Origin of the sequence: Hymenobacter sp. CRA2 (assembly GCF_002007105.1) — a bacterium.
GTDB lineage: Bacteria > Bacteroidota > Bacteroidia > Cytophagales > Hymenobacteraceae > Solirubrum.
Map to the genome: position 1 here is coordinate 40,072 of NZ_MVBC01000023.1, position 17,693 is coordinate 57,764.

General features: G+C 64.9%; 13 protein-coding genes. 5 read left to right on the forward strand and 8 right to left on the reverse strand.

Annotated elements, in window-relative coordinates:
- Positions 1–2,565, reverse strand: a complete 2,565-nt coding sequence (locus B0919_RS23570) for a type IA DNA topoisomerase (protein WP_078014769.1) — start codon at positions 2,563–2,565, stop codon at positions 1–3.
- 239 nt (positions 2,566–2,804) lie between these two features.
- Here B0919_RS23570 and B0919_RS23575 point away from each other — a divergent pair, with 239 nt between their 5' ends.
- Both B0919_RS23575 and B0919_RS25455 read left to right on the forward strand, forming a co-directional pair.
- Positions 2,805–4,160, forward strand: a complete 1,356-nt coding sequence (locus B0919_RS23575; protein WP_078014770.1) for a YCF48-related protein — start codon at positions 2,805–2,807, stop codon at positions 4,158–4,160.
- A 48-nt stretch (positions 4,161–4,208) separates the two neighbouring features.
- Positions 4,209–4,358: a hypothetical protein gene (locus tag B0919_RS25455; protein ID WP_176133198.1), complete on the forward strand. Its 150-nt coding sequence runs from the start codon at positions 4,209–4,211 to the stop codon at positions 4,356–4,358.
- A 64-nt stretch (positions 4,359–4,422) separates the two neighbouring features.
- On the opposite strand, the gene B0919_RS23580 is transcribed toward B0919_RS25455, so the two are convergent.
- The 7 genes from B0919_RS23580 to B0919_RS23610 form a co-directional block, all read right to left on the reverse strand.
- A complete protein-coding gene (locus B0919_RS23580; protein ID WP_078014771.1) occupies positions 4,423–4,977 on the reverse strand; it encodes a hypothetical protein in 555 nt (184 codons plus the stop codon).
- A 264-nt stretch (positions 4,978–5,241) separates the two neighbouring features.
- Positions 5,242–6,291 carry a winged helix DNA-binding domain-containing protein gene (locus B0919_RS23585; RefSeq protein WP_078014772.1) on the reverse strand — a complete coding sequence of 350 codons (1,050 nt, stop codon included), beginning with the start codon at positions 6,289–6,291 and terminating at the stop codon, positions 5,242–5,244.
- 15 nt (positions 6,292–6,306) lie between these two features.
- Complete coding sequence (locus tag B0919_RS23590; RefSeq protein ID WP_078014773.1) at positions 6,307–7,413, reverse strand: hypothetical protein; 1,107 nt, start codon at positions 7,411–7,413, stop codon at positions 6,307–6,309.
- Between the two features lie 222 nt (positions 7,414–7,635).
- Positions 7,636–8,364, reverse strand: coding sequence for a carbonate dehydratase (can, locus tag B0919_RS23595; protein WP_078014789.1), 729 nt, complete (start codon positions 8,362–8,364; stop codon positions 7,636–7,638).
- Between the two features lie 114 nt (positions 8,365–8,478).
- Positions 8,479–10,095: a SulP family inorganic anion transporter gene (locus tag B0919_RS23600; RefSeq protein ID WP_317043914.1), complete on the reverse strand. Its 1,617-nt coding sequence runs from the start codon at positions 10,093–10,095 to the stop codon at positions 8,479–8,481.
- Positions 10,096–10,288: 193 nt separating this feature from the next.
- Complete coding sequence (locus B0919_RS23605; RefSeq protein WP_078014775.1) at positions 10,289–11,674, reverse strand: sensor histidine kinase; 1,386 nt, start codon at positions 11,672–11,674, stop codon at positions 10,289–10,291.
- Between the two features lie 189 nt (positions 11,675–11,863).
- Positions 11,864–12,544 carry a response regulator transcription factor gene (locus tag B0919_RS23610; protein WP_078014776.1) on the reverse strand — a complete coding sequence of 227 codons (681 nt, stop codon included), beginning with the start codon at positions 12,542–12,544 and terminating at the stop codon, positions 11,864–11,866.
- A 309-nt stretch (positions 12,545–12,853) separates the two neighbouring features.
- Here B0919_RS23610 and B0919_RS23615 point away from each other — a divergent pair, with 309 nt between their 5' ends.
- The 3 genes from B0919_RS23615 to B0919_RS23625 are packed head-to-tail and all read left to right on the forward strand — an operon-like array spanning position 12,854 to position 17,682.
- Positions 12,854–13,633 carry a polysaccharide biosynthesis/export family protein gene (locus B0919_RS23615; RefSeq protein WP_078014777.1) on the forward strand — a complete coding sequence of 260 codons (780 nt, stop codon included), beginning with the start codon at positions 12,854–12,856 and terminating at the stop codon, positions 13,631–13,633.
- 56 nt (positions 13,634–13,689) lie between these two features.
- On the forward strand, positions 13,690–16,071 hold the full coding sequence (locus B0919_RS23620) for a GumC family protein (RefSeq protein WP_078014778.1): 2,382 nt from the start codon (positions 13,690–13,692) through the stop codon (positions 16,069–16,071).
- Between the two features lie 39 nt (positions 16,072–16,110).
- Positions 16,111–17,682: a lipopolysaccharide biosynthesis protein gene (locus B0919_RS23625; protein ID WP_078014779.1), complete on the forward strand. Its 1,572-nt coding sequence runs from the start codon at positions 16,111–16,113 to the stop codon at positions 17,680–17,682.
- The last annotated feature ends 11 nt before the right edge of the window (positions 17,683–17,693 follow it).

A 17,693-nucleotide genomic window follows, 5' to 3' on the forward strand; every position in this document is an offset into this window, starting at 1 on the left:
TCATGCCTTCTTCTCGAACACGAACTTCACTTCGCCCTCGGCCGTGACTTCCAGCGCGGCATCGAACTTCTGGCCGGTGCGCTGGGACGTGAAGCCGCGCAGCACGTCGGACTTGCCGCGGCGCAGCAGCTTGGCTACCTGCGCGTCGGTGAGCTGGCGGCCGCAGAGCTCCAGCGGCACGCGGAACTGGCAGTCTTCGCGGAAGCGGGAGCAGCCCCAGGCCGTTTTGCCCTTGAGCATAGTGCCCAGCCGGCACACCGGGCAGGGAATCTGCTGAGGTTTGTCCTCGGCGGCGGGCTTGCTTTCGGCCGCGCGCACCAGCTCCGGCTCATGCTTGGCGTTCAGGCTGATGGCCGCGTCGAACTTCTGGCCCACGTCGTCCACGAAGCCCTTGATAACCGGCGTGCGGCCCTTCGTGAGCAGCGCCGATAATTGCTTGTCGGTAAACTTTTTGCCCTCGAACACCAGCGGGAGGCGGAACTTGCAGCCGTCTTTCCAGCCCGAGCAGCCATAGGCCGTCTTGCCCTTCAGAATGTGGCCTTTGCTGCAGGCCGGGCAGGTACCGAAGGCGCCCTCCGGCGCGGGCGCGCCGCCGGCCGCTGGCTTAGCCGCCGCAGCCGGTTTAGCCGGGGCTTTGCTGCCACCGTTTTTAGCTGCGGAGGCAGCCGCATCGGAAGCCGTGGGCGGCAGGGCTACCATGCGGGCGCGGTCCTGCTTCACTTCCTGCACCATTTCCTGCACCAGCGCCTTCAGCTCGGCCAGGAACTGGTCGGATTCCAGGTTGCCGGCCTCGATCTGGCGCAGCTTCCGCTCCCACTGCCCCGTCAGCTCGGCCGACTTCAGCGTGGGGTTCCGGATCAGCCCGATCAGCTCAACGCCGGTGGGCGTGGGCACGATGCGCTTTTTCTCGCGCTGGATGTAGCCGCGCTTAAACAACGTTTCGATGATGGCGGCGCGGGTGGAGGGCCGGCCAATGCCGTTTTCCTTCATGGCCTGGCGCAACTCCTCGTCGTCCACATTACGGCCGGCCGTTTCCATGCCGCGCAGCAGCATGGCTTCGGTGTACTCGCGCGGGGGCTGGGTTACTTTCTGGTCGAGCCGCGGCTTGTGCGGCCCCGATTCGTCCTTCACGAACGAAGGCAGCACGGTGTTCACCACGTCGTCGTCGCCCTCACCGGCTTTGGCGGTGCTCGGCGCCTGCTGCTGCGTCGGGTCGCCGTACACGATGCGCCAGCCGGGGCTCAGAATCTGCCGGCCGCGCACGCGGAAGGGGTAGCCGGCCGCCGCGGCCGTCACGGTGGTGTTCGAGACTTCGCAGTCGGGATAAAACGCGGCCAGGAAGCGGCGCACGATGATGTCGTACACGTTCGACTCCCAGGTGCTCAGCCCGCCGGGCGCGTTACCTGTGGGAATAATGGCGTGGTGGTCGGTGACTTTATTGTTGTTGAAGACCTTGGAGGACTTGCGGATCGGCTTGCCCAGCAGCGGCTGCACCAGGCTGTTATACGGCCCGCTAATGCCCTGCAGAATGCCGGGAATCTTGGGGTACTGGTCGTCGGGCAGGAAAGTGGTGTCCACGCGCGGGTAGCTGACCACCTTCTTTTCGTAGAGCGCCTGCACGGTCTTGAGCGTATCCTCGGCCGAGAGACCCAGCTGGTTGTTGCACTGCACCTGCAGGGAAGTCAGGTCGAACAGCGCGGGCGGCGACTCCAGCGCCTTCTTGATTTCGACACCGGTAATGACCAGCGGTACGTCCTTCACCGCCTCCATAGCCTTGTCGGCTTCCTCCTGCGTCACAAAGTAGCCGCGGGCTTTCAGGCGGGCCTTTTCGTCGGGCTCGTCGTCCTCCCCTTTCCCTTTTTTGGGCGGAGCTACGTGGCTGAACATGGTGCCACGGTATTCCGTCCGCAGCACCCAGTACGGCTCGGGCTTGAAGTTCTGGATTTCGTGGTAACGGTCCACCAGCAAGGCCAGCGTGGGCGTCTGCACCCGGCCGAGGCTGAGCACCTGCCCGCGGCCCTGGGCGTATTTGAGCGTGAACAGGCGCGTGGCGTTCAGCCCCAGCAGCCAGTCGCCGATGGCGCGGCTCTTGCCGGCCATGTACAGGCGGTCGAATTCCTTGCCGTCGCGCAGGTTCTGGAAACCCTGGCGGATGGCTTCCTCTGTGAGCGACGAAATCCAGAGGCGCTTGAAGGGCTTGCGGTACTTGGCTTCGGTGAGCACCCAGCGCTGAATCACCTCCCCTTCCTGGCCCGCGTCGCCGCAGTTGATGACTTCCTCAGCATCGGCCAGCAGGCGCTTGATGGTGGCAAACTGCTTGCGCACCCCGTCATCCTCCATGAGCTTGATGCCGAAGTTGTCGGGCAGCATGGGCAAATCGTGGATGCTCCAGCGCTTCCACTCGGGGTGGTAGTCCTGGGGCTCCTTGAGGGTGCAGAAGTGGCCGAAGGTCCAGGTGACCTGGTAGCCGTTGCCCTCGAAATAGCCGTCCATGCGCAGGCGGGCACCGAGCACGTTGGCAATTTCGCGGGCGACGCTGGGCTTTTCGGCAATGCAGACTTTCACGGGCTCGTTTTCCCGCTGATTGTTCCGGCGGCGCTGACGGCGGGGGCATCAGCGGCGCATTGAATCAACAAAGATAACGGGAGAAAAAGTCGGTGCGGGCAGCGGAAGTTGTACGGATTTGCAGACTCTAAAGCTCGGCTTAAGCCCCAAAGAGATACGGCTTACAACCTTTTAGCTGCCAACCGGGTCATGCTATATTAGGCCGCCCCTTCTATTCACCCAGCTTTACCTCTTATCCCATGCGCAAACTTGTACTTCTCTTCCTGTCCTGCCTCGGCAGCGGCGTTCCGACCCTGGCCCAATGGCAACGCGTGACAGACCCCGTCACGGTCCGCAATTACGATTTCGCCAAAGTAGAACCCGTAAATGCGCAAACGGCGTGGTTTGCCTACGGGACCCGGGGCGCGGGGGCGCGCATCTCCAACGTCGAGGTGTACCGCACCCAGGATGGCGGCCGCAGCTGGCAAAACAGCTCCCCCGCCCTAACCAGCGGCCCCTACCACTGGTTGCATGAGCTGCGGGCGGTGGACCAGCAGGTAGCCTGGGCCGTTGTCTCGTCGTCGGCTACGAGCGGGGTTGCGGCGACCAATAATCAGCTGCTCAGCACTACCGACGGCGGCGCTACCTGGGTTTCCCGGACGCTGCCAACGCCGGATTTTGCTGCCGGCCGCTTGTCAATGCATTTTTTTGACCCGACCGAAGGAGTGCTGTTCAGCCAGAACGCCCGGGCCCTGTACCGCACCACCGACGGCGGCCTGAGCTGGCAGTCCATTGCTACCCTGCCCGCGCTGCCGCTGGCGGGAACCTACGATAAAATTGAGTTCTACGAATCCGGCAGCGTGCTGACCCTGTACAGCCAGCCGGCCGACAGCCCCACCCTCACGCACTGGATCAGCACCGACCATGGCCTGACGTGGCGGCTGCTGCAGCTCAACAACGCCCCGCTGACGGGCTTTCCCGTGTTCCGGGATGCCCGGCACGCCCTGCTCGGGCAGGCCGGTCAGGTCTGGGCTTCGGCCGATGCAGGGCAAAGCTGGACGCCGGCCACTCTCCCGCCTTTCCTAGCCTACACCGGCTTTAGTCCGGTTCCCGGTACCACGGCTTACGTAGCCGGGGCGTCCTCCCTGCCCGATAACAGCACCACGACCAAAGGCTCGGCCATTAGCTACGACGATGGCCGCACCTGGACCCTGCTGGAAAACAGCAACACCTTCGCCAGCATCCGGTTTGCGGCCCCTGATGCCGCCTGGGGCTTGCAGGCCACCTTCGACCCGCTGGGAAGCGAGTTTTATTTCGGCAGCCTCAGCCGCTACAACGGAACGGCCCTAGCCGTGCGCGGCCGGGCATTGTCAGCCGGGCCGCTGCAGGCTTACCCCAATCCCAGTGCCAACGGCCGTTTCGCGCTGCAGCTGCCCACCACCGGCTTGCGCATCCGCTCCGTGCGCGTACTCGATGCGCTGGGCCGGGTCGTGTACCAGGCCTCGTCCTTACCCGCCGACCAGCGCCTCGACCTAAGCCAACAGCCCAAGGGCCTGTATTCCTTGACCATACAAACGAACGAGGGCCTGTTGCGCTGCCCGCTGCTAAAGAACTAGGTAGAGCTGGCCCAGCGCCTGGCTGGGCGCGGCATCCGCGTGACACCCATGCACCCCGGCTGGGTCCAAACCCGTCTGGGCGGGCCCAGCGCCCCTACGCCCGAGCAGGCCGCCGAAGGTATTTACCGGGGCATCCGGACCCGGTCCGAAAGCGGCCGGCTCTGGAACGTGGAAGCCGACGCCGTGGAAGCATACTAGCGGCACCGCGGGGCGTGGACCGCAAGGCCGCATGGCTGGCCCTGGAGGGCGTAAGCAGGTGCAGCTAGGTGGGCCGCGTCGGCCGGGCAAGCCGCTCTTCTTCTCCGGCGGCCAGCGCCACCTTCAGCTGCTCCATGCTTCCGATGACGCCCGAAAACTGCGCCGCCTCGAACCGCTCGTGGTACTGCTGGTACTGGCGCAGCAGCTTGTCGAGCACGAACTGCGTCTCGTCGCCGTAGCCCTGCTGCCCCACGCACAGCAAGGCGTCGAAAATCAGGGCTTTGATGTAGTCGAGCCGCTGCACCGACCAGGCCAGGCACAGGGCCGTGATGACCTCGCGCCGAAAGCCGGGCGCGCGCTTCATGCGGCGCTTCCACTCGTTGTGCTGCACCTTGTGGGTCATGTACACCACGGCGTCGTTTTCGCCCTGGAAGGCCTTGTTCAGCGTGCCCTGGGCCGAGCGCCAGTCCTTGTACTGGGCCGTGAGGTAGGTCACCAGCGGGATGAGCACGGCCAGCAGCGGCGCGTAGCTGCGAAACAGCGCCCAACCGCTGGTTTCGGCGCCCGAGGCAGCCAGGTTCTGCCCAAAGCCCGCGGAAGAAACGAATAGGAATAGCAAAGGGAATAGCCGTTTCATCAAATCGGGACGAGTAATCGAAGGCCAAGCCGCGCCCTTACGGAGGAACGCAAGCATGAAGATAACCGCCGGCGCCGCTTCGTGGGTAACTCCTGACGCCGGATGTCCCTTTCCGCTCGCAGTTCAACCTTGCGTAGCGGCGGCCAAGCCCGGACCGCAGCAGCCCCACCCTGCCCATATCAGCATAAGAACGTAGCCTTGCTAACCAGCCGGTGACAGCTGCCTTTCCCGGTCGGCTCTATACTCTTACTCTTCAGCCCAGAAGGCGGTGAAGGCTGCCGCTGCTTCGGCTAGCTCAGCCGCAGCGGCAACCGGTACCTGCGCAAAGGGGGCCAGCTCTACCGCTGTGCCGCGCGGGCTACGCTTCCAGGTGCCCACTACCCGCCCATCAACCACGATGATGGGGCGAAAGATGCCGTTACTGGTCATAACGGCCGCTGCGTGCGGTGCGTCGAGCACCAGGCTGCGGTCCTTGTAGGCAAGGAGGTACTCATCGAAGCCGGGCAGCAGGCAGGCTGCCGGCGCCGCAGTTGCGGCCGGCACTTCGGGCAGCCAGTAGGTCTGTCCGCCGACCACCACCGATTGCAGCTCCGCCTGCACCGCTTCCAGCCCCTGGCGCGCCTCCCCCAGCGGCAGGCCGGCCCACCAGCCAAAATCGGCTACGGCGGCGGGACCGTGGCTGCGGAAGTAGCGGCGGGCCAGCTCGGCAATGGCATCGGGTCGCGGGTGCGCGGGCGCCGGGGGCAACCACTCGTCAAGCAGGGCGTAGGTGGGCTCGGCGCCGTGGCGGGTGGCCGGGCAAATAAGCTGCTCCAGTACGCCGCGCTGCAGCAGGGCGGTCAGGCGGGAGCCGTCGGTGTGGATGCCGGCTTGCTGCAGCGCCTGGGCCAGCGCACTGCGCGGCTGCGGTGGCTGCCCCTCTAGTACCCCGGCCAACACGGCCAGGCTGCGGCTGATGGTAGCGGCATCCAGCTCGCGCTGACGGTACATCGGCGCGCAGGCAGCAATGATGCGCGGCGCCAGCAGCGCCAGCAGCCAGCGCACATCGGCGGCGGCAGCCAGGTGCAGCGTGCCCCGCAGCAACCAGGTGCGCACGAGGCGCCGCTCGGCCAAAGCCTGCGCCACCGAGGCGGCGGTGGCACGGGGCTGACGCACGCCCACGGCCCACAGACCTTGGCCATAATCCTGGGCCTGCATGGCGCCGAGGTGAGCTACCAAGGTGGCAGCGTCGGGGGCGGTGGGTGGAGCTACTTGCTGGTTGAGCAGCCGAAGCCGGAGCAGCAGATCGGGCGTCATGGGGCGTGTCAGTAGTTAACGAATAGTCAGCTGCAGCACCTGGTATTGCTCAGGCTTTACCTGGCTGCTGTCGGCGCTGTACGTGCTAGGGTGCCCCGCCCGGATGACAGCCTGCTGCGGCCCCAGCCAGCGCACGGTGGTCGGCTCGTCGGCGGGTAGCCAGTGCGGGAAGTGCGCCGTCAGCACGTGGCGCAGCGCGGTGCCTTCCACCCGGTACAGCTCCACCACCGAGGCCTCCTCGTAGGGGTTGCCGCCCACGCAGAGCACGTGCCGGCCATCGGGGGCCAATTGGGGCAGGGCCGTCAGCTCTTCGCGCTGCTGGCCGGTGCGCCGGTCAATCAGCCGGAAGCCCCAGTTTTCGTAGTAGGTCACGCCCACCAGGTAGGCGTCGAGCGCGTCGATTTCGCCGAGGTACTGGTAGGCTTCGCTGGCCGTTTCGTCCTCGGGCGGGTTCTTGTCGCGCAAGGTCACGTAGCCCGGCGCCTGAGCAATGCGCAGCTCCAGCCGGCCGTTGCCCTCATGGCGCACCGCACCTGGCTGCTTCACCACCGCGGGCAGATCGACGACGGGCCAGGCCTTGGCCGGTAGCAGGTCCAGCGTCAGGTAGGCGGCCAGCGGCTGATGCGCGGCGGTATCGGCGAAAGCGACGTCGGCATCCTGGGCCAGGTCGGAGCCGCGCAACCGTAGGCTGGTCAGCTCGCCCAAGTCCCGGGCCGGCACGTACAGCTTTTCCCAGCCCCAAGTGGTTATTTCCTGGCCTTTTTCGGTGCGCGTGCGCTCGGTGCGCTCCTTTAGTATTGCCCAGCGGCCTCCCGGCGCGTCGGCCGCCTCGATGTACCCGATGACCTCAACCCGCTGCCCGTAGGCCAAAGGCCCCAGCCGGGTGCTGCCCACGGCGGGCGCATCGTAGGCCGCCACGCCTTCGGGCCGGATGATGTAGGCGGTGCGCAGCGTGGGCAGGTCGAATACACTTTCCGTTTTGGCGGGTGGCCCCGGCACGGGAGTCACGGCCTTCGCCGGCACCGGGGCCGCCGGCGGTTCAGCGGTGGTCGAGTCCGGGGAAGAGTGACAGGCGGCCAGGCCCAGCAGGCTCAGGGCCAGCAGCGGTAAACGTCGGGGCATAAATATCAGCGCCTGCTGCGGGCCGGGCGTACGGCAACAATTCAATAAGAAAGCGCCTCAAGTTGGGCGTTTACCGGCGGCGGGCCAACTGCGCGGCCCCGGCACGCAGAAAAAAACCTCCGCGCCAAGGGCAGCGGAGGTTTTTGGGCAGGGTGGGCGAGCTATAGGTCCCACGCCGGCACTGGTCAGCAGGCGGCAGCAGAGGCGTGCCGCCTCCCTTGTTTATCGTTTCCCGGCGCTTACTACTTCAGCCGTTTCGGCTTCGGGCGCTGCGGCCGGCTGGGTCTGGCCATTCGTGGCCGGGGTGCTTTGCTGCTGCGCCGCGGTGGGCAGTTCACGCTCGTAGATGTGGCCGAACTCGTTCAGGTCGTCGGTGCTTACTTCCAGGTCCTTCAGGATACCCTCGCGGATGTCGTACACCAAACCGTGCAGCTTGGGCGGGTTGGGGCGCTTGCGGGCGTTCTGGATGATGTTGGTCTTGGCCAGGTTGCGCACCTGCTCGATGACGTTCAGCTCCACGAGGCGCTGCAGGCGCTTTTCTTCGTCCTTGATGCGCAGCAGTTCCGTCTCGTGTAGGCGGATAACGTCGCGGATGTTGATCAGCCAGTTGTCAATCAGGCCGTACTGCTTATTGGAAGCTGCCGCCGCCACGCCGCCACAGCCGTAGTGGCCCACCACCATGATGACTTCCACCTCCAGCACCTCCACGGCGTACTGCAGCACCGAGAGCATGTTCATGTCGGTGTGCACTACCAGGTTGGCAATGTTGCGGTGGGTAAACATCTCGCCCGGGCCGGTGCCGGTGATGCCCGAGCCAGGTACGCGCGAGTCGGAGCAGCCGATAAACAGGTAGCGCGGTTTTTGACCAAGGGCCAGTTTCTCAAAGTACTGGGGGTCCTTGGCAAGCTGTTCTTTTACCCAACGGCGGTTGCCTTCGAGGATACGTTTCATGTGGGGGGGAAATGAATTCTGGGGAATGGAGGCCATGGCGGTCGGACGGCAAAAAGTGAGGTGAAAAGCAGAAAATCTGGCGTATTCTACGCAATCTGCCGCTGTCCGACCAGCTTAGTGGCCCATAGTCTCGACCTGCGGAATGGCGCGCAGCTCCAGTTGCACGCCGCGGTCGGCGGCGCTTTGGCGGAAGTTTTCGATGGCTTCGAGCACGTCGTAGTCAATCGTGAGCGAGTCGGCACCGTCCAGAATTACGCGCGTGCCGGGCTGGAAGCGGTCCAGCGTGGTGGCAATGGCGGCTTTGTTCAGGAAGGTCACGTGCTCCGAGAGCTTGAGGTGCACCGTGCCCGGCTCGTGGCTGGGCTCGTTGTGGTAGAAAAGGGCCGACTCGGCGTTGGCCTTCAGGATGAAGAACGCGGCCACGGCCAGGCCCACGCCCACGCCTTTGAGCAGGTCGGAGGCCAGGATGGCCACCACCGTCACCACGAAGGGCAGGAACTGCGGCCAGCCCAGGCGCCACTGCGAGGAGTACAGCGCCGGCTTGGTGAGCTTGTAGCCCACCAGCAGCAGCACCGCGGCCAGGGCCGAGAGCGGAATGAGGTTGAGCACGTCTTCGAGGAAGAGCACGGCCAGCAACAGCAGTATGCCGTGGATAAAGGCCGACAGGCGCGACTGGGCGCCGGCGTTCAGGTTGGCCGAGGAGCGCACGATAACGGCCGTCAGCGGCAGCCCGCCCAGCAGGCCCGAGATGGTGTTGCCGGTGCCCTGGGCCAGCAGCTCGCGGCTGGTGGGCGTGCGGCGCTTGTGCGGGTCCAGCTTGTCGACGGCTTCCACGCTCAGCAGGGATTCCAGCGAGGCTACGGCCGCAATGGTAGCAGCCAGCAGGTACACGCCCGGGCCCTTGGTGAGCACCGACCAGTCGGGGAAACGCAGCACTTTGCTCAGGTCGTCGAGGCCGCTGATGTGGGGCAGGTTCACGAGGTGCGCGGTTTGCACCTGCCACTCGGGCCGCAGCACGCCCAGCAGCTCGTTGATGCCGATGGCCATCAGCACCACCACCAGCGCGCCGGGCAGCAGGTTCAGCACTTTGATTTTCTTCAGGAACGGCTGCTCCCAGATCAGCAGGATGCTCAGCGACGTGACGCCGATGAGCATGGCACCGGGCTGCAGCTTGGCGGCGGCCCGCTGGATTTTATCGAGGGCGCCCACAAACTCCGACTCGAACAGGTCCAGGTCCTTGAAGAAGTCTTCGCGCCCGCCCAAGAAGTGCGGTATCTGCTTCATCAACAGGATGACGCCGATAGCCGCCAGCATACCCCGGATAACGGAGGTGGGGAAGTACATGCCGATAACGCCGGCCTTGAGTAGGCCCAGGCCGAACTGCAGCACGCCTGCCAGCACCACGGCCACCAGAAAGGCTTCGTAGCTGCCCATCTTCTGAATGCCGGCCAGCACGATGGTCGTCAGGCCGGCGGCGGGGCCGCTCACGCTCAGGCTGGAGCCGCTTACCCAGCTCACCACCAGCCCGCCGACGATGCCTGCAACCAGGCCGGCAAGCAACGGGGCGCCCGACGCCAGGGAGATGCCCAGGCAAAGGGGAAGCGCCACGAGAAATACAACCAGCCCCGCGGGCAGGTCTTTGGCCAATGACGGCCCCAAGCCCTGCGGTTGCGGGGCGTTGGTCGTCATGTGCGGCCGAGAGGAATCAGCAGAGGCTTTGAGGGCTTCCATAGCGCAGAGAAACAAATGAAAATCGGGTGGTGCCAGCCCTCGGTCATTCCGACAGGACACACCATCCGATGTTATTTGTAAATCTCCCGTAGCCGTCTTAAGCTCCCGTTAAAAGGGTATTAAAAGGTCATTAAAAGACTTTTGAGCTAGTGGGGCAGAGTGGTTTTTTCGACGACTCACAAGTGCCTGCTTATCACGCCCTGGGCAGTTCCAGCGCCACAGCCGTGCCCTCCCCTAGCGTGCTTTCTACCCGGATACGGCCGCCGTGCAGCTCCATAATCTTGTGCGTCAGCGGCAGGCCGATGCCGTGGCCGGGCACGCCGCGGGCGTTGTCGGCGCGGAAGAAGGGTACGAATACCTGCTGCCGGTCGGCCTCGCTCATGCCCACGCCCTGGTCGCGCACTTCCAGGCGCACGTGGCTGGGCGAGGCACTAAGCGTGGCCAGAATGGGCAGCTCGGAGCCGCGGGAAAACTTGCAGGCGTTTTCGAGCACGTTGAGCACAGCCGAGAGCAGCAGCGCTTCGTTGCCGCGCACCACCGGGTCGGGCGCATCGGCGGAGAGCTGCAGGTCCAGGTCGATGCGGCAGGTGGGGTGGCGGCGCTGCACTTCCTCGTGGGCCTGCAGCAGCAGCTCGTCGAGGTGCAGGGGCCTGAGGGGCACCTGCGAGGGGTCGTCGGAGGCACGCGCAATCTGCAGCAGCCCGTTGGCCAGGTCCTTCAGCAGGCGCGCCGCGTCGAGGGTGTTGCGCAGCACCTGCTGGTAGCCCTCAATGGTGCGCACTTGCAGCAGGGCCACTTCCAGCTCCCCGATAATCACCGTCAGGGGCGTGCGCAGCTCGTGCGAGGCGTCGCGCACAAACGTGCGCTGCCCCACGAAGGCGGTTTCGAGGCGGTCGAGCAGGCTATTGAAGGTACGCGCCAGCTGCGATACTTCGTCCTGCCCGTCGGCGCCGGAAAGGCGGCGGTGCATGTCCGAGGCCGTGATGCTGCCCATTTCCTGCACGGCGCGGCGCATGGGCTGCAGGGCCTGCCCGGCAAACACCCAGCCGCCGATGCCGGTGAGCACCAGCGCCACCAGCAGGCCCACGCTCAGCACCCCGCGCAGGGTGCCCAGCTGGCGCTGGCTGTCCACATCCACCGACCAGGCCACCACCAGAAAGCGGCCCCGGCCCGGCACCGTGTAGTGCAGGCCCACGGTATAGCGCCAGCCGGGCGCACGCAGCAGCAGCGACTCGGCAATGGTGTTCAGCCACTGCTCGGGCACGGCGCGGCCGGTGGCCTGCCCTTCCCGAAACAGCACCCGCCCGCTCGGGTCGTAGATGCGCACTTCCTCGTCGGGCAGGGTGCGGTACAGCTGGCGCAGGTAGCTATTGTACACGGCGCGGTGCCGCTCGTCGGTCTGCGGGTGCTGCCCATCGAAGTACACGTGGGCCACTACCCGGGCGCGGTTGAGCAGGCTTTCGGAGAAGAACTGGCTGCGCGAGTAGAACGTGAACAGGTAGATCAGCGCCGAAAACAGCACCAGCGTCACGGCCACAATGGCCGCAAACTGCAGCGCCAACCGCAAGCGGATAGACATACAGGGAGTTTGTGAGTTAAGGAGTTATTGAGGGCAAGAGTTGATGAGGGTTAGAGCTAGGCAATGCAGCCGCCGGTGTTGATTGAACCCGACTACCAAGCCCTTGCGCGAGCAGACTGTTTTCTCTGTCACCAAACAGCCTGCTCACTCATAGACTCATCCCTCTTTAACTCACAAACTCAACAACGTTCAGACTTCGTTGACTTTGGCCACGTAGCCCATTCCCACCAGCGTGTGGATGAGCTTGGGTTCGAAGCCCTTGTCGATTTTTTTGCGCAGGAAGTTGATGTACACGTCGATGACGTTGGAGCCCGTATCGAACGAGGTTTCCCACACGTGCTCCAGGATGTCGACGCGCGACACGACGCGGCCCTGGTTGCGCAGCAGGTAGTGCAGCAGGGCAAACTCGCGGGCGGTGAGCTGCACGGGCTGCCCGGCGCGCGTCACCACCTTGCTGACGGGGTCCAGCGTGAGGTCGGCCAGGCGCAGCTGCGGCTGCACGGGCGCGTCCTGCCGGCGCCGCGACAAGGCCCGGATGCGGGCCAGCAGCTCCTGAAACGCGAAAGGCTTGACGAGGTAATCATCGGCACCGGCGTCGAGGCCCCGGATTTTATCGTCCGTCTCGCCCAGGGCGGTGAGCATAAGGATGGGCACAGCGGGATTGTGGGCGCGTACCTGCCGGCACACCTCCAGCCCGCTCAGGCCGGGCAATAGCTGATCGAGGATAATCAGATCATAAGGAGTGGACAGCGCCTGCCGCAGGCCCAGCACGCCGTCGGCGGCCACGTCCACGGCGTGGGTCTGCTCGCTCAGGCCTTTCTGCAGGAAGGCCGCCACTTTGGGTTCGTCTTCGACGAGGAGAATCTTCATATAGGCGGGGAATACGTCCCCTAAGGTAGGCAGTTGCGGGCAGCCACCCCGGCCCCGCTACAGGTGCAGCGGCGATTATACTTTACTGAGCCTAGTTGCACTCACTATATTTTTTACAAATATTTCTAGGCAAAGTTTTAAGATTAACTTGACATTTATGAATGAGTCCTATAATTTAGGCATAAAGTTCAACAAGGGAAGAATTCTGCCCTAAGGACGAACTACTCGGTTTGTACTCGCCATCCGCGCCACCGGACCGAGTGTGGGCCAAGTGGGAATATTTTCTGAGCACACCAATCCTCCACCACCATGCTCAACCACTTATCTCGCTTGCGGCTATGGCCGCTGGTACTGCTATGGCTTGCGGCCTGCGTACCCCAGAGTCGGCTCGTGTACCTGCAAAACCCGCAGTATTCGAAGCAAACGCCCGTGGCGGTAGCCAACGAGCCTACCCCGTACCACATTCAGCCCAATGACGTGTTGTCTGTGCGCGTGCAGAGCGCCCAACCGGCGCTGAACGACATCTTCAACGTGACCGACGGACGCACGCTGTCCAACGGCGACCCGGGCAACATGTTCCTGGCTGGCTACTCCGTCGACAACGAGGGCAACATCAACCTGCCCACGGTGGGCCGGGTGAAGCTCGCCGGCCTGACGCTGGAGCAGGCCCAACAGACCATTCAGCGGGAAATCACCAAGTACGCGCGAGACAGCAACGTACTGGTGAAGCTATTGTCGTTCAAGGTCACCGTGTTGGGCGACGTGAAAGCTCCGGGCCGCTACTTCATCTACAACGGGCAGGCCAACGTGCTGGAAGCCCTGGGCATGGCCGGCGACCTGACCGAATTCGGCAACCGCCAGAACGTCAAGCTGGTGCGCCAGACCGACAAGGGCTCCGCCGTGGTGCTGCTGGACCTGACCGACCCCAACATCCTCGCCTCGCCTTATTACTACCTGCTCCCCAACGACGCCTTGTACGTCGAGCCTTTACGGGCCCGCACCAGCCGCGCCAACGCCAGCAATTTTGCCTTGGTGTTTGCCGGCATATCCGCCGTGGTACTGGTGCTCAACTACATCAAACTGCTGTAAGCCCGCGTCACCGGGCTGCGGCAATTCTCCCTTAGCTAACCCCACCACTCACCGGTATGGACACACGCGCTACTTCAGCCGCTCCCGAATTGGACCTGCACCAGCTGTTTTTCAAGCTTCGCAACCGCTGGCCTTATTTCCTGGCCAGCCTCGCGCTGGCCGGCAGCCTGGCCTTGCTTTACCTGCAGATCAAAGCCCCGACCTACGACTTCCGCTCCACCCTGCTGCTGGGCAACCAGAGCACGGGCTCCAAGCAGGCGCAAGAACTCCTGAACCTACTGGAGGTCAAGGAAAAAGGCATTAAGATCAAGGATGAAATCGGCCTCATCAGCTCGGCGGCCATGGTGCGCCAGGCTCTGCAGCGCCTGCCCGAGTTTCAGGTGAGCTACTACGTGGCGCCCGACAGCTGGATCAATAAAGTGGCCGAGCTGAAGGTGCGCGAAGAGCCCGCCAGCGACGTGCCCTTCCGGGTGGTGCCGGAGCCCGGGCTGCCCCAGCTGCAGGGCGTGGCCGTGCACATCGAGCCGCTGGCGGATGGCAACTTCCGCCTGCGGGCCGAAGCCAAAAAAGCCATGCTGGCCAACCTAGCCACCGGCGAGTCGCTGCGCGAGGTATTCGACGTGAACATCGACGAAACCGTGCCCGCCGGCCAGCCCCTGCGCCACCCCATGCTGAACCTGACCATTCAGCCGGTGGCCAGGATCAGCCCCAAGCCGGGCGCGAGCTACAGCTTCCAGCTGCGCGACCTCAGCTCGCTGACCGGCGACTACCAGGGCCGCCTGCTGGTGCGCACCATCGACCAGGAGTCGCGCATCATCGAGCTGGACCTGAAAGGCCCGGTGCCGGTGAAGGAGCGGCAGTTTCTGGATACGCTCATGAGCGTGTTCATCGCGGCCGACGTGCGGGATAAAAACCAGACCGGGCAGCGCAGCCTCGACTTCCTCAATGGCGAAATAGCCCAGATGAACCAGGAGCGGCAGCAGGCCGCCGTGGCCCTGAGCTCGTTCCGGCAGGCGCACGGCGTGGTGGACGTGGGCGCTCAATCCAACTCGTCCATTACCCAACTCTCCAACCTGGAGCTGGAACGCTCGCGCATGCTGAGCCAGCGCCGCAGCTACCAGACGCTGCTCCAGCACCTGCGCACCAGCCACGATGTAACGGCGCTATCGAGCATGGGCGTGAACGACCAGGTGCTGAACAGCCTCATTCTGCAGCTCTCCGACCTGACGAGCCAAAAGGCAGCCCTGGGCGTGAATGCCAGCGAGCTGAACCCCATGGTGGCGGTGCTGAACCAGCGCATCCGCAGCGTAAAGGCGGCTTTGGAGGAAAACCTGACCAGCGTCATCCGCTCCACCGACATCACCCTGGCCGACCTCAACACCCAGCTGGCCCGCGTGAAAGGCGACATGAACCGCATGCCCGAGGAGGAGCGCCAGCTGGCCCTGCTCAAGGCCAAGGCCGACTACAACGACAAGAACTACTCCTTCTTAGTAGAGAAGCGCGGTGAGGCCGCCATTGCCCTGGCCACCAACGCTACCGACAAGAAGATAGTGGACCGCGCCAGCCTCGTGGGGGGCGGCCCGGAGGCTCCCAAACCGATGATGGTGGGCCTGATTGCGGTGCTGGCCGGCCTGCTGATTCCGACCGGCCTGGTGCTGGGCCTGGACAAAGCCAACCGCCGCATCCAGAGCAAGCAGGACCTCTCGGAGGTGACGAGCATTCCGCTGCTGGGCGTCATTGCCCACGGCAGCCGCAAGGACAAGCAAACCATGCTCGATACGCCCAAGGGCCCCATTGCCGAGTCGTTCCGCTCGGTGCGGGTGAATCTGCAGTACCTCTCGGCCGGGCTGGATAAGAAAGTGCTCGGCGTGACGTCGTCGGTGCCGGGCGAGGGCAAGACCTTCTGCGCCGTGAATCTGGCCGTGGAGCTGGCGTACTCCGGCCGCCGCGTTATCCTGGTAGAAACCGACCTGCGCCGCCCCACCGTGGCCAACTACTTCGACCTGGACAAATCGGCCCCGGGCCTGGTGTCCTTCCTGACGGGCGAAGAGCCGCTGGAGCGCTGCATTCAGCCAGTGAGGGAGGGGCAGTTGGACGTGCTGGCCTGCGGCACCATCCCCGCCAACCCCACGCAACTGCTGGAATCGACGCGCATGGCCCAGCTCATGGAGCGCCTGCGCGACGAGTACGACTACGTGATGGTGGATACCCCGCCGGTGGGCCTGGTGTCGGAGTACTTCGTGCTGCTGCGCTTCCTCGACGCGAACATCTACGTGGTGCGCCACAACTACACCGAGCGGGAGCTGGTGGGCCAGATCAACGAGCTGTACGTCAACCAGAAGATCAAGCACGTGTACCTGGTCATCAACGACATGCACTTCGACAAGACCTACGAGTACCGCTACAAGCGCAAAGCCTACGCCTACTACGGCGCTTAAGCCCTCGGTTTTTGTCTTCCTTTCTTTTAGCGCCCGGTTATGTCCGCTACTGAGCAACAGTCGCCGTCGTTGGTTTCCTCCGCCCTTCGTGGTATCCAGTGGACCACGGCGGCGGCAGTCACCACGGCGCTGCTGCAGGTCGGCTACACGGCCGTGATGGCGCGCCTGCTGCCGCCGGCCGCCTTCGGGCTGGTGGCGCTGGCCGGGGTGGTGCTGCGCTTCGGCGGGTATTTCGCCGAAATGGGCCTGGGCCACGCCTTGGTGCAAAAGCCCGAGCTGACGGAGAAAGACGTGCGGGCCACGTTTACGGCGGCCTGCCTGCTGGGCCTGGGCGTGGCGGGCCTCACCTGGGTGCTGGCCCCGCTGGCCACCTTGTTCTGGCGCGAGGCCGCCGTGGTGCAGCTGGTGCGCGTAATGGCCCTGGGCTTCGTGCTGACTTCGCTGGGCACCACCGGCACCAGCCTGCTGCGCCGCCGCATGCAATTCGATACCCTGGCCAAGCTGGAAGTGCTGGCCTACGTGCTGGCCTACGGCGGGGTAGGCGTGACGCTGGCCCTGAGCGGGGCCGGCGTGTGGAGCCTGGTGGCGGCCAGCATGGCCCAGCAAGGGCTGCTGAGCGCGGCTACCTACGCCGCCACGCGCCACGCGCTGCGGCCCTTGTGGGAGCGGGCGCACTACGCCCCGCTGTTGCGCTACGGCAGCCGCGTGTCGGTCATCAGCTTTCTGGAGTTCATCAACAGCAACCTCGACACGCTGCTGATCGGGCGGCTGCTGGGCTCGGCCCTGCTGGGCATCTACAACCGGGCCTTCATGCTGCTCTTTCTGCCGGCCTACTTTCTGGCCAACAGCATTGCGCGGGTGGCCTTCCCCGCCTTCAGCCAGATTCAGGCCCAGCTGGAGCGCCTCCGCTCCTACTACCTGGCCAGCACCACGCTGGTGGCCACGCTGGTATTTCCGCTGTGCGCGGGGGTGGCCGTGGCGGCGCCCAGCCTGGTGCGCATGCTGCTCGGGCCGCAGTGGGATGCCGCCGTGCCGGTGCTCCGCATTCTGTGCATTGCCATCGGCTTCAACCTCACCACGCTGTTTGCCGGCGTGGTGGCTGATGCCCGCGCCAACCTGCAGCAGAAAGTGTGGCTGAACCTGCAATACCTCACGCTGCTGGCCGTGCTGTTTGTGCTGCTGCGCGGCTACGGCCTGCTGGGCATCGCCGCCGCCGTGAGCATCGGCGAGGCCGTGCGGGCCGGTATGTACATGCGCCTCACCCGCGCCGACCTCGGCCTGACCGTGCCGCAGCTGCTGCGCGTGTACGTGCCGGGCCTCGGGGCCGCGGCGGCCGTGGGCGGGAGCATCCTGCTCGTCTCCTGGGCGCTGGCGGCCTATCAGCTACCGGCCCTGGTGGCCCTGCTGGTGCAGATGAGCACCGGCGCCGTGGTACTGCTGACGGTGCTGCTGCGCTGGCCACCCGTGGAGGTATGCCCGGCCCTCACCAAGCTTTTGACCCTGCTGCGCCGTCCGGTTTTCCTACGTTCCGGGTGGCTTCTGACCTCGCTCGACCGTTACGAGCAGTTTTTGCTAGCCCGCCAGTTTGGCGCGGCGGTGCCAGCCTTCTAGCGGCTGCGGCC